Source organism: Nostoc sp., from assembly GCF_036916575.1.
GTDB lineage: Bacteria > Cyanobacteriota > Cyanobacteriia > Cyanobacteriales > Nostocaceae > Nostoc.
Genome location: NZ_JBALGC010000065.1, coordinates 16,494 through 29,499 on the forward strand (window position 1 = coordinate 16,494; position 13,006 = coordinate 29,499).

The window sequence follows — 13,006 nt, forward strand, 5'->3', positions numbered from 1 at the left end:
TCCAAAAATGTAACCATTTCAGCTTTTGATTATGGCAGTGTCAAAGTAAGAACATACAAATCGTATCTAGCGATCGCACTTAAGTTATGAAAAACTTGTGGTAGCTGTTGACTCTCAACGGCCATCAAAAGATTGTTACATACGTTTATTAAAAACATCTGTGGTTACTTTGAGGAGTGCAAATCTTATGACTAGAGCCGCTTTACCCGGTTCTCAGTTTCCAAATGGGAACTTGTGGAAAATACTGCCTTTAGCAATGCTTTTATGTACAACTTTTGTACTACCTGCGTTTGCACAAGAAAGGGATAAATTGTGGCGAACCCTTAGTGTCAGTGGTCGCGGAGTGGAAACAACTCCTGCAACCTTGGCGCAGGTCAGTTTAGGAGTGGAGATTCAAGGGAAAACAGCCCAGGAGGTACAGCAAGAAGCCGCCCGGAGGTCATCTGCTGTAGTTGCTTTTCTCAAGAGCCAAAATGTCGAAAAATTACAAACTACTGGTATTAGTCTCAACCCAGTTTACAGCTACACCAATAATGTGCAGCGGATTACAGGCTATGCTGCCAATAACACCGTGAGTTTTCGCATTCCTACCGAGCAAGCTGGGACATTATTGGATGATGCAGTCAAAGCTGGTGCAACACAAATTAACGGCATTAGTTTTGTTGCGAATGATCAAGCGATCGCAGCTGCTCAAAAGCAAGCATTAAAAGAAGCTACCCAAGACGCCCAGCAGCAAGCTGATGCTGTTTTCAGTGCCTTGGGTTTAAAACCCAAAGAAATAGTGAGCATTCAAGTTAATAATGCGAGTGCGCCTCCACCACCACCAATGTTTTTACGGGCTGAGGCTGCCAAGGCAGCTGATGCTTCCACCCCTGTTGTTGGTGGTGAACAACAAGTAGAAGCATCGGTGACGTTGCAAATTAGTTATTAATCATTAGTCATTGGTCACTTGTACTGAGCGAACGCAAGAGCGTCTCGTAGAGAAGCCAAAGTATTGGTCATTAGCATTACTAAGAACTAATGACCAATTACTAATTAGAAATGTTCTGAAGACATATCTCCTGTACCGCCTTCTCCATCTCGCTTAGAGCCTAGTAAATCCAGTTGGTCTACTTGGATAACTGGTGAGGATCGATTTGCTCCTGTTTGGCGATCGCTCCATGTGTCAAACTTCAAGGAGCCTTTTACAGCAATTTGCCTACCTTTACGCACATAATTACCTGCCACCTCCGCCGTTTTTCCCCATAGTTCCAAATTAAACCAGTCGGTATGTTCACCTTCTTTAGTACGGCGATTGACAGCCAGTGTCAATCTACACTTAACACTACCAGATTCAAAATACTTAATCTCTGGGTCGCCGCCTACACGACCAATGAGGGTGACAACATTGATACTCATAGGTGTTACCTCTTAGTACAAGCGTACTTATTCATTATCGACTTCCATCATAGCGAATTGTGAAACTCTTGAAAATAATGTGTTAAACAGTTAACAATATAATTGAATTGAAAAATTATACATACTACTTGGAGAAACACATAAAAGTATACGTATACACTAAGTTAACCAGAAAATATCAAAAAATAGAGGACTCAGACATTAGTAAATATTCCTGGGAATCAGATAAAAATATAGTCTAGTTTACTCAACTCAGGATATAAACGTAATCGAATCAGGCACAATTAACTCTTGCCGTTGTAGTCAAAAAGTATCGCACATAGGGGGCTTAGAGACGCGTGGGTATTTTTAGGAACTTTCGCACATCATGGGATATGGGTATCGACCTCGGTACCGCTAACACTCTCGTTTATGTATCTGGTAAAGGTATTGTACTGCAAGAGCCTTCTGTAGTTGCGATCGATGTCAACGAAAAGGTAGCACTAGCAGTAGGAGAAGAAGCCAAAAAAATGCTCGGTCGCACACCCGGAAATGTGATTGCCCTCCGCCCCTTGCGTGATGGTGTAATCGCTGATTTCGATATAGCCGAGCTGATGCTCAAAAGCTTTATTCAGCGTGTAAATGAAGGCAGATCTCTAATTTTACCCCGGATTGTCATTGGTATTCCCAGTGGCGTCACAGGAGTAGAAAGGCGAGCTGTGATGGATGCAGCTCATCAAGCAGGAGCAAGAAAAGTATATTTAATCGATGAACCTGTAGCTGCGGCAATTGGTGCAGGGCTACCTGTTGCCGAACCGACTGGCAACATGATCATCGATATTGGTGGTGGCACTACAGAAGTTGCAGTGTTGAGTCTTCAAGGTACGGTGATTAGCGAATCAGTACGCATTGCTGGAGATGAACTAACTGAAGCGATCATTCAGTATATTAAAAAGCTTCATAACTTAGTGATTGGTGAACGTACTGCCGAGGACATCAAAATTCGGATTGGTTCTGCCTATCCTACTAATGATGATAATGACGCCATTATGGAAGTCCGAGGCTTACACCTGCTTTCTGGTCTACCGCGAACTGTAACCATCAAAGGTCCAGAAATCCGTGAAAGCATGTTGGAACCATTATCAGTAATTATAGAAGCTGTGAAGCGGACACTGGAACGCACACCTCCAGAACTGGCAGCAGACATTATTGACAGAGGTATTATGTTAGCTGGTGGCGGTGCTTTGCTCAAAGGCATAGATACCCTGATTAGCCATGAAACAGGGATTGTGACTCACATTGCTGCCGATCCTTTGAGCTGTGTTGTGCTGGGAACAGGTCGTGTGTTAGAAAACTTCAAACAGTTAGAACGAGTGGTCATCGAAAGCTCTCGCAATATTTAGCAAAAAAATATCAGACTTGAGTTCTATTTGAGTTCTATTTGGGTTTTATATAAATATGAATCCAAGTAGAACTTAATTTATGTAAATATATAAGGTATATATGGTTACAATACGGCGTTGGTGGGATCGTAAAGGGTTACAAATCGGGTTGTTAGCTTTAGTAGTTGGTAGTGCTTGGATATTGCGACAGACTCAAGGTGAATTGGTGCTTGAGACATACCAGGCAATTACCCGTCCGTTAGAGATGTTGCAGTCAGGGCCAACTCCAGAAGAAGGTCTTAGAGATGCCCGGATATTGGAATTGCAAACCCGTATAGTAGATTTGGAAAGTCAAAAGACAAAGCTACAAGATTTATTAGGCTATGTGGAAAAAGAGCCGCTGGCATCACGGCCAATTCCAGCACGGGTAATCGGACGTAGTGCTGATCAGTGGTGGCAACAAGTTACCCTGAATCGCGGTGCGAATGCAGGGATTCAGGAAGGCTTTATAGTCAAGGCAGATGGCGGGTTGGTGGGTCTGGTGGAAAATGTAACTCCCAATACTAGTCGCGTGTTGTTAATCAGTGACCTGAAGAGTCAAGTGGGTGTATCAGTTAGCCGCACGGCAGCTAAAGGCGTTTTGCGAGGAGATTCTTCTGCAGAAGCTGTGCTGGAGTTTTATGAAAAAGTCCCAAATGTCAAGGTAGGAGATTTAGTTTCCACATCTACTTATAGTCAAAAATTTCCATCTGGCTTGGCAGTAGGACGAATCAAATCGCTGGATTTAAAAAAACTTCCGGCATCAGTGGCGAAAATTGAGCTTTTTCCGCCAATCCGCTCTCTTGATTGGGTAGCTGTTTATCCAAAGCCAGAAAACCAAGACTTGGAAAACCAAGAGTCGGCAAATCAAGTGCCGCAAAAGTCTAAGTAAATTCTTTCTTGAAAATCCATAGAAAAATGAAGATTCCTGCATTTGGTGGCAGCAGGCAGAAAAAGCCAAAATCCTCAGGGCGAAAATCGAAATTTCAAATCCAGCCGCTTTCTCGTTGGCATCCCGGTATACGTCAGTTATTGGGTTCGATAGTGACGGTTGGATCTGTACTGTTATGTTTACTATTATTGCCAACCCGCCTGCCAGGTATGGAATTATTGGGAATTGGCCCTAATTGGCTATTAATTTGGGTGGTAGCTTGGAGTGTGAAGCGCACAGCCTTTTCCGGAGCATTGGCAGGTATAGTTCTGGGGCTACTTCAAGATTCAATGACATCACCTAACCCTACTCATGCCCTCAGTTTAGGTATAGTGGGAATTTTAACTGCTCTCCTCCAAAAACAGCGTTTTATTGAAGAAGATTTTATTTCGATCGCTGTAATTGTTTTTGGTATGGCAGTTTTGGCAGAAACTATCTTTGGGTTGCAATTAACTTTGATTGACGATGCCTACGGCGGGCACAGCCTACGCAAGGTAACAGATATTTGGACATATTACCAGCGTGTCGCCTTAGCCTCTGCCATTCTTAGTAGTCTGTGGGCACCTGTAGTCTATTATCCCCTAAATCTTTGGTGGCAGCGGATGAAATTGTTGGAGCAATAGTAAGGGAGTTAAGAGTTAACAAGGGGATAGGTTACAGGTGAAAGTAAAGAAAATTATCTTTTGTACCCTATACCCTGTAATATCATGTCCGGTTAAAGACTTATCATTAAGACCGCAGTTCTTGCAGGGGGCTCTTAGCTGGGGGAAAGAGAGTTTCCTGGTTTTTGCACAGATGCGTGAATTATAACTAATTAGGCGGACATGATATAACTTAAATCTTATGGAATTTGGGTAACCTCTAACAATATGGATTCAAGCTACAGTGAATCAAACAACACCGTATCATGGTAGTTAGTGGCATTGATGTCTGATACTTTCTTTTTTGCCTTAAAAGAATATCAGGTAAGTCATCTCCTGATTTGCTGACGGCAGAATATGGAAGCTTTCACTGAGTAACTAGTTGGAGAACGCTGATGTCAAAGGAAAGAAAAAGTAATAAAGAAGCTAAAAAACCTAAAAAAGATCCCAAAGACAAAAAGGAGAAAAAAGACCCAAACAAATAGGACGATTTAGGTAAATAGCTCTAGCGAAGACCAAGAGTTGTATTTCCCTAAATTGACAATACTACGTCCAGTAGGATTTAGTAAGAGAACTTATTGTCAAAAATTTATTCACCTTTGGTCAAGCTTCAAAAGTTGTTTCAAGAGTGCTGAGTCACCTTTCCCAAGGGCGAATGGTTACTCAGCACTGTTTCGGGAAATGAGTCGCTTTAGATGCACTAACTCTGGCTCAACATTTTTTCAGTCTCAAGCCAGATCACAACCAGGTTTGAAGTCTACATCTAATAATTTAGGTTGGCAGTGCGTGCGTTCGCAACTTAATTAAGCAGGAGTAAACTTTAACGAAACACCGTTCATGCAGTAGCGCTTGCCAGTGGGTGCAGGGCCGTCATCAAAAACATGACCCAGATGACCACCACAGCGACTACAATGCACTTCAGTTCTGGTCATAAACAACGACTTATCTACAGTAGTGGCGATCGCACCTTCAATCGGCTTAAAAAAGCTGGGCCAGCCAGTACCACTGTTAAATTTGGTATCAGATGTAAACAGGGGCTGTTCACACGCAGCACAATAATAAGTGCCTTGGTCGTATTCCTTATCCAATGGGCTGGTGTGAGGGCGTTCAGTCCCATGTTTACGCAATACGTTAAACTGTTCTGGCGTTAAAATCGTGCTCCACTCTGACTCAGGTTTGGTAATTTCAAATCCACTGTTAGAAGTTGTCATCTCTTGTGACCCCCAATTGATATACCTTGATAACAATGCCGTGCCGACTATTACTGCACTAGCCTGTAAAAAATACCGTTTGTCCATATATCTATTATTTTCTATTTCTGGTTAACTGGCCAATCAACTCCAGTACGGGATTCCCTACATTAATGACTATAATCAGCAATCGCTCTGAATTAGCCCTGATAAACTGATTAAAATTAGCTAAGAATTAAAAAATTATTCTTCAATAAAATCCGGCAAAGGAATCCGATTAACATAGATATGCACAACGATCTAGTTTTGATCACAAGTGTTGATTAACTGGTGAATCTAGTGTAACGACGGTTAATCATCATCTTCATCAGAGATGGTTGTTAGCTCCTGAGTAGTCCCTTGTTTACCATGACCCGTCAGAAATACAAATGCGCGATTGAGCCGCTTTACTCCACTGAGGATAATCAGGGTCAGTAAGCCTCCTAATAATCCCATTTGCCACAAACCACAACCGATCGCAGCCCCCAATCCGGCCGCTATCCAGACACAGGCGGCTGTAGTTAAACCTTTTACTTTTGGCGTTGTAGATTTTCTCGGAGACTCTTGTAAAATTAATCCGGCTCTGAGAAATCCTATCCCGGTAGCTACACCTTGAATTGTGCGACTCAATGCATTGATAGCAGCATAGGGACTCTCGCCCTCAGCCTGCAAAGGAATCATCACAAAAGTGCTGCCCCCATACTCACGAGCATAAATGTTCTCATCCCTGCCGATCTACCTCCTTGCTGACGGTTAAATCCAATCAAGCAACCAACCAGGAGCGCCAAAGACAATCTAAACGCTATATGTGGTCAATCGTCGGCAGTGATAAACATCGGCCCCATTGCCTTATTTCCCCTAGAGAGAGAACAGAATTTTGCGCCTATTGCCAATGGGCTGGATGGCTACCCACGTTTGTAGCTGAAAACTTAACTACATTAAGTCAATAAGTTTGGCGTACATTAAGGTTAATTTAACAAAAGGTTATGAATAAGTAAACGAATATATACAAAACTGCCATTGGTGTATTCTTCCTAAAGAGAGAAGGAAGGGACAAGGGGACAAAGAGAATAACCATGCTAAATACCCAATTTTGACGATCGCCACCTGATCGAACACGGCTTAATATACATTGGTTTGATAGGAATACCGTAGTTTTATAAAAAACTTCTTGCTTGGTTAAGTGGAATATGTGATACTCTGAAAACTATAAATAAAGCACGGTATTTCTATCGAATTACCGTATTTTAAAAGGACAGGACTCATGCAGCTACTATGGTTCATCCCAACCCACGGCGACGGACGTTACCTTGCAACTGCTACAGGCGGACGGGCAGTAAGCTTTGCTTATCTGCGGCAGATTGCCCAAGCGGTGGATGACCTTGGTTATACAGGGGCATTGTTGCCTACAGGCCGCTCTTGCGAAGATGCTTGGATTGTAGCGTCAACGTTAGTATCACTGACACGACAAATGCGTTTTTTGGTGGCGATTCGTCCCGGCTTGGTATCACCTGGAGTGGCAGCGCGGATGGCGGCGACCTTTGATCGCCTCTCTGGTGGACGTTTGCTGATTAACGTCGTCACAGGGGGCGATCCTGTGGAGTTGGCGGGAGATGGCTTGCATTTGGATCACGATCAGCGCTATGAATTAACAGATGAATTTTTGACAGTATGGCGAGCGATCGCTAGTGGTGAACCAGCCAATCTTCAGGGCGATTATCTGAATATTCAGGATGGCAAACTGCTGTTTCCACCTGTTCAGAAGCCATATCCGCCCTTGTGGTTTGGCGGTTCCTCTGCCGTTGCTCAAAAAATTGCTGCCAAGCATGTAGATGTTTATCTAACTTGGGGCGAACCACCAGCGCAAGTAGCTGAGAAAATAGCAGCAGTTCGCAGACTTGCTTTATCAGAAGGGCGGACTTTGCGGTTTGGGATTCGCTTACACGTGATTGTGCGGGAAACCGAGAGTGAAGCTTGGGATGCGGCGAATCAATTGATTAAGTATGTAGATGACGAAGCGATCGCTAAAGCCCAAAAAGCTTATGCGCGAATGGATTCAGTTGGACAGCAACGGATGACTCAATTACACCACGGTAATCGTGAGGCATTAGAGATTAGCCCGAACCTGTGGGCGGGAGTCGGTTTGGTACGGGGTGGTGCGGGAACAGCCTTAGTAGGCGATCCCCAAACCGTAGCTGCCAGAATGTTGGAATACGCTTCTTTGGGTATTGAGTCCTTTATTCTCTCTGGCTATCCCCATCTAGAGGAAGCTTATCGAGTTGCAGAACTTTTATTTCCCCATTTGCCCTTAGAGAATCTGCCGGCAGTGGAGAAGCAACATGTTTTAAGTCCATTTGGCGAAATTGTGGCAAATGAAGATTTCCCTAAGCAACAGCATCAGGAAAGAGCAACGTCCATATCCTAGTAATTAAGAACTAGAAGATTAGTAGCCATGTTGCACCAACAAATTGACCAAAAAATCTCAGAAACAGAAGCGTGGGCATTGCGGCGGCAGTTGGGCATACCCAATAATAAACGCTTGTGGGTGCTGGCGTGCATGGACGAACGTTTACCTGTGGAGAAAGCATTAGGAATTGGTGAAGGAGATGCTCATATTTTCCGTAATGCTGGGGGTTTAGTTACAGATGATGCTATTCGGTCAGCAATGTTAACTACACAGTTTTTTGGCACAAAAGAAATCATCGTCATTAATCATACCGAATGTGGCATGATGACAGCATCAGGAGACTTTCTTAGTGAGGTATTGCAAAATCAAGGTATTGACGTGGATCAAGTTACTGTCGATCCTGCTTTGCCAGAGTTAAAGCTACCAAAAGGCGTTTTTTCCAAATGGATCAAAACGTTTACCGATGTGGATGAAATCTGCACACAGCAGGTGGAATTGCTGCGTAATTCTCCTTTAATTCCCCAGGATGTAATTATTCATGGCTACATCTGGGAAGTAGAGAATATGAGTTTACGCCGTCCCTACAAACGTCTGAGTGAGAAGGTTAACACCGCAGAAGCTATGAAGACCAAAACCACAAAACACACTGAACCCGTTTTAGAAATTGGGAGTTGAATTGAATGACAAATATTTTAGCGATCGCTGGTAGTCCAACTCATCCATCCAGAACTTACGGTTTTGTCGAATACACTGCCAAGCTTTTACAACAAGAAGGCTTGCATGTAGACATTATTTCAGTTCGGGATTTGCCTGCTGAAGATTTAGTTTTTGGACGATACGATAGCCCTGCTTTAGAACAGCCAAAAGCTCTATTAGCAAAGGCAGATGGTGTGATTATTGCCACCCCAATTTACAAAGCTGCTTATACAGGAGTGCTGAAAACATTTCTAGATTTGCTGCCACAAAAATCATTGACAGGTAAACCCGTGTTACCAATTGCCCTTGGTGGGACGATCGCTCACTTATTGGCAATTGAATATGCTCTTAAACCTGTATTATCTGAATTAGGAGCGCGGCATATCCTAGCTACTATTTATGCGGTAGACAAACAAATTCAACGACAAGCTGATAACAGCATCCTGTTAGATGAGGAAATTGAGCAAAGACTCAAAGATGTTCTCAAGGAATTTGTTAAAGCTGTAGAATATGATGCCGCAGCCCCTCAAGAATTGGTTCACGCCAATTAAATAATCAAGTTTATACCTCCGTTTACTTGTAGCAGAGGGGTAATTTCTACCCATCTGTTACTTTTTTTAAAAGTTAATCAGAGCAAAATAAATTTATTTTCAATAATTACACTTTTATAGCGATATTCAAATGAATAGACTATGCTCAGACCTTTCTTTAAACTTCTTTAGTCTATTCAACTAATATCGCTGTAATTTATGGTTTTTCCCCTATAAAATGTCTTACACATGCAAATTGCCTCCTAACTCTACTTGTAGTAGATGAGTAAATTTCACTCATCTACTACTTTCTCTACTCTTTTGCTGTTCAGTTGGTAGTTCTTGAGCAGTACTTGCAGCTAGCCATTTCTTTGCTTCTTGTAAAAAGCTGTCGTTACATCTGTTATTTTCCCACTCTAGTGATCGCACCACTAAACGTGTATGGTGTTACCGAAAGAATAGCCAGTTGTGCTTAGAGAGAGCAGGAGCCGCTAGCTCCACGTAGAAACCTTCTCGCCGCACAATTAATTGGTGCAAGGCGTTTATATACTAAAGCAAAGGGCAGTTTTCCTTCGACCTCCTGCCTTTTTTGATAAAAAATACCTATAGAAGCGGAACTCGCAACTGAATTATCCACTGTGTATTAATGGCAATCCGCTTTTTTGGTCAGGTTAGCCAGTAAATTAGATGTTGGGCGTAAAAAAATAAACTCAATGAAAGCGATGTCTAACGACAAGCCGCAAGGCGTCTGCGCTTCTGATTTTGCATCTATCGTCGGCGAAGAAAATGCTGTTTGCCTTTGGGAAAATATCGAACTAGGTCAGCAAAAACGCATCCAACAAGCTATAGCTTCTGAAAATCCTCCCAGTTGTATCGTCTATCCCCGCAGTCAAAAACAGTTAGCCGCAGTCATCGCCACAGCTCACAGTCACAACTGGCGCGTCCTCCCCTGTGGTAGTGGCAGTAAACTTAACTGGGGCGGTTTAGCTAAAGGTGTTGATGTCGTAGTCAGTACAGAACGCATCAACCAACTGATTGAACACGCTGTTGGGGATTTGACTGTCACGGTAGAAGCTGGGATGAAGTTCTCTGATCTCCAAGAACTTTTAGCAAAGTCGCGGCAATTTCTTGCCCTTGACCCCACAGCACCAGAATTGGCAACCATTGGCGGTATTGTTGCTACAGGTGATACAGGTTCTCTGCGACAACGTTATGGTAGTGTGCGCGACCAGTTACTAGGTATTACCTTTGTGCGTGCTGATGGACAAGTCGCCAAAGCTGGGGGAAGAGTAGTCAAAAATGTTGCCGGATATGACTTGATGAAGTTGCTTACTGGGTCTTATGGCACATTAGGCTTTATTAGTCAACTAACTTTTCGCCTGTATCCGCTAGCAGAGGCATCGGAGACAGTGGTCCTAACGGGAAGTGCAGAGGCCATATCCCAAGCGGCTGATATCCTTCGAGGTTCAGCCTTAACACCAGTCCAAGCTGATTTGCTATCAACTAAATTGGTGTCTAGCTTAGGTTTGGGTGAAGGACTGGCATTAATTGCCCGCTTTCAAAGTATTAGTGAGAGTGTTAAGGAACAATCAAACCGAGTTTTAGAAGTTGGACAAAAGTTAGGTTTAAACGGGGCAATTTTTGCAGATGGTGATGAAGTTAGTCTATGGCAGAGATTGCAAGAACGAATACATACTACTGTTACAGAATCAGTAATTACCTGCAAAATAGGAGTATTACCTACTGCTGCCGTGGAGATTTTGACTCAGGTAGAGTTGGGTTTAATTCATATAAGTAGTGGTTTGGGTTTGTTACAATTAGAGGATAAAAATCAAGTTTTGAAAGTGCGCGATGAGCTAGGCTGCGCTGGAGGCGATGCCTACGACGGGTTGCGCCTACGCACTCAAGCTCATAGAGGTTTTTTAACAATTCTAGAAGCACCAGTGGCGGTTAAACAACAAATAGATGTTTGGGGTTATACGGGGAATGCTTTGCCGTTGATGCGCCAAATTAAAGAACAGTTTGATAGTAAGAATATTTTAAGTCCTGGTCGGTTTGTCGGTGGGATTTAAGAAACTAACCGCAGAGACGCTGAGGACGCTGAGATCGAGAGGGGAAAGGGAAAAATATGCAGGTATCAGAAAATTCTGTTAATAATACGGCTAGTTTAAAAAATTTGAAGGGGTTTGATGAGAATCATCCGCCTGATCCAAAGTTGATCGATAGTTGTGTACATTGTGGATTTTGTCTCTCGACTTGTCCGAGTTATCGGGTGCTGGGGAAGGAGATGGATTCTCCTAGAGGACGCATCTATTTAATGGATGCGATTAATGAAGGTGAAATTGCTCTCAATACAGCCACGGTAGGACATTTTGATTCTTGTTTGGGGTGTCTTGCTTGTGTGAGTACTTGTCCTTCTGGTGTGCAGTATGACAAATTGATTTCTGCAACTCGTCACCAAGTTGAACGAAATTATCCTCGCAGTTTACCAGACCAACTGTTTCGTCAATTGATATTTTCTCTGTTTCCTTATCCCAACCTTTTACGGATTTTACTAGTTCCGTTATTGGTTTATCAAAAGTTGGGGTTTGCTAAATTCTTTCGCGTTACGGGTTTACTCAATAAAATATCGCCCCGTTTGGCAGCAATGGAATCTATTCTGCCAGAAATTACTCTCAAATCTTTTCAAGATAATTTGCCTACTATTATTCGCGCCCAAGGTGAAAAGCGCTACCGAGTTGGGGTGATTTTGGGTTGCGTGCAACGGCTGTTTTTCTCCCCAGTGAATGAAGCAACAGTGAGGGTTTTAACAGCGAATGGTTGTGAAGTTGTGATTCCTAAATCTCAAGGTTGTTGTGCAGCGCTTCCTGAACACCAAGGACAAACAGAACAGGCGAAAGCTTTAGCAAGGCAGATGATTGATAGTTTTGCCAAGACTGATGTAGATTTCGTAATTATCAATGCTGCTGGTTGCGGTCATACTTTGAAGGAATACGGTCACATTTTAGAAGATGACCCAGAATATCGAGAAAAGGCGAAGGATTTTGCAGCTAAAGTTAAAGATGCTCAAGAGTTTTTGGCAACTGTTGGGTTAACAGCGAAACTTTCGCCGTTAACTGATAAACCCTTGAATTTAGTTTATCAAGATGCTTGTCATTTATTGCATGGACAAAAGATTAGCGTGCAACCGCGTCAAGTGTTGCGACAAATTCCAGGGGTGAAGTTGAGAGAACCAATAGACGCAGCTTTATGTTGTGGCAGTGCCGGGGTTTATAATATGCTGCAACCGGAAGTTTCTGAGGAATTGGGTCAGCAAAAAGTGCAGAATTTGTTAAATACTGGTGCTGAGTTAATTGCTTCTGCTAATCCGGGGTGTACTTTGCAAATTACGAAGCATTTGCAGTTGCAAGGTAAGAAGATTTCAGTTATTCACCCGATGGAGTTGTTGGATTATTCAATTCGGGGTGAAAAGTTGGAATTATAGACATTTCTTGTGGGGTGGGCGTCTCGCCCGCCCATAACTAAGGGCAAACAAGATGTCCACCCCACAAGAAAAATTAGATATTTTTTTAATTGGAAGTTTTTAATCATATCATGTCCGCTAAATTACTTATGACATGTCATTGCGAACGCAACGAAGTGAAGTGAAGCAATCACAAGGGTTCGAGGATTGCTTCACTTCGTTCGCAATGACAATTGTTCAACTGGACATGATATCAGTCATTATGAAGAAGTTTTTTCCGAAATAGCGGCTTTGTCCTCTGTATAATCACT

The 13,006-nt window shown here is 42.9% G+C and carries 11 protein-coding genes and 1 pseudogene; 9 read left to right on the forward strand and 3 right to left on the reverse strand.

The window, feature by feature from the left end:
• Positions 1–187: 187 nt before the first annotated feature.
• Positions 188–931 carry an SIMPL domain-containing protein gene (locus tag V7L29_RS14310; RefSeq protein WP_334735903.1) on the forward strand — a complete coding sequence of 248 codons (744 nt, stop codon included), beginning with the start codon at positions 188–190 and terminating at the stop codon, positions 929–931.
• A gap of 104 nt (positions 932–1,035) precedes the next feature.
• On the opposite strand, the gene V7L29_RS14315 is transcribed toward V7L29_RS14310, so the two are convergent.
• Positions 1,036–1,398, reverse strand: coding sequence for a single-stranded DNA-binding protein (locus tag V7L29_RS14315; RefSeq protein WP_334690500.1), 363 nt, complete (start codon positions 1,396–1,398; stop codon positions 1,036–1,038).
• A 374-nt stretch (positions 1,399–1,772) separates the two neighbouring features.
• Between V7L29_RS14315 and V7L29_RS14320 the strand changes: the two genes are divergently transcribed.
• The 3 genes from V7L29_RS14320 to mreD all read left to right on the forward strand — a co-directional run bounded on the left by V7L29_RS14320 (position 1,773) and on the right by mreD (position 4,352).
• A complete protein-coding gene (locus tag V7L29_RS14320; protein ID WP_334735904.1) occupies positions 1,773–2,780 on the forward strand; it encodes a rod shape-determining protein in 1,008 nt (335 codons plus the stop codon).
• Between the two features lie 100 nt (positions 2,781–2,880).
• A complete protein-coding gene (gene mreC / locus V7L29_RS14325; protein WP_334735905.1) occupies positions 2,881–3,690 on the forward strand; it encodes a rod shape-determining protein MreC in 810 nt (269 codons plus the stop codon).
• Positions 3,691–3,716: 26 nt separating this feature from the next.
• Complete coding sequence (gene mreD / locus V7L29_RS14330; protein WP_334735906.1) at positions 3,717–4,352, forward strand: rod shape-determining protein MreD; 636 nt, start codon at positions 3,717–3,719, stop codon at positions 4,350–4,352.
• A gap of 821 nt (positions 4,353–5,173) precedes the next feature.
• Here the strand turns inward: mreD and msrB are convergent.
• Positions 5,174–5,668, reverse strand: coding sequence for a peptide-methionine (R)-S-oxide reductase MsrB (msrB, locus tag V7L29_RS14335; protein ID WP_334690503.1), 495 nt, complete (start codon positions 5,666–5,668; stop codon positions 5,174–5,176).
• A gap of 243 nt (positions 5,669–5,911) precedes the next feature.
• Positions 5,912–6,405 (reverse strand): annotated as a pseudogene (locus tag V7L29_RS14340) (MgtC/SapB family protein).
• Positions 6,406–6,863: 458 nt separating this feature from the next.
• Between V7L29_RS14340 and ssuD the strand changes: the two are divergent.
• From ssuD to V7L29_RS14365, 5 genes are all read left to right on the forward strand, one after another.
• Positions 6,864–8,024: an FMNH2-dependent alkanesulfonate monooxygenase gene (gene ssuD / locus V7L29_RS14345; protein ID WP_334693368.1), complete on the forward strand. Its 1,161-nt coding sequence runs from the start codon at positions 6,864–6,866 to the stop codon at positions 8,022–8,024.
• A 27-nt stretch (positions 8,025–8,051) separates the two neighbouring features.
• Positions 8,052–8,681, forward strand: coding sequence for a beta-class carbonic anhydrase (locus tag V7L29_RS14350; protein WP_334735907.1), 630 nt, complete (start codon positions 8,052–8,054; stop codon positions 8,679–8,681).
• Positions 8,682–8,686: 5 nt separating this feature from the next.
• On the forward strand, positions 8,687–9,253 hold the full coding sequence (gene ssuE / locus V7L29_RS14355; protein ID WP_334693366.1) for an NADPH-dependent FMN reductase: 567 nt from the start codon (positions 8,687–8,689) through the stop codon (positions 9,251–9,253).
• A 692-nt stretch (positions 9,254–9,945) separates the two neighbouring features.
• A complete protein-coding gene (locus V7L29_RS14360) occupies positions 9,946–11,304 on the forward strand; it encodes an FAD-binding oxidoreductase (protein ID WP_334735908.1) in 1,359 nt (452 codons plus the stop codon).
• A gap of 56 nt (positions 11,305–11,360) precedes the next feature.
• Positions 11,361–12,716: a (Fe-S)-binding protein gene (locus V7L29_RS14365; RefSeq protein WP_334735909.1), complete on the forward strand. Its 1,356-nt coding sequence runs from the start codon at positions 11,361–11,363 to the stop codon at positions 12,714–12,716.
• Positions 12,717–13,006 lie beyond the last annotated feature (290 nt).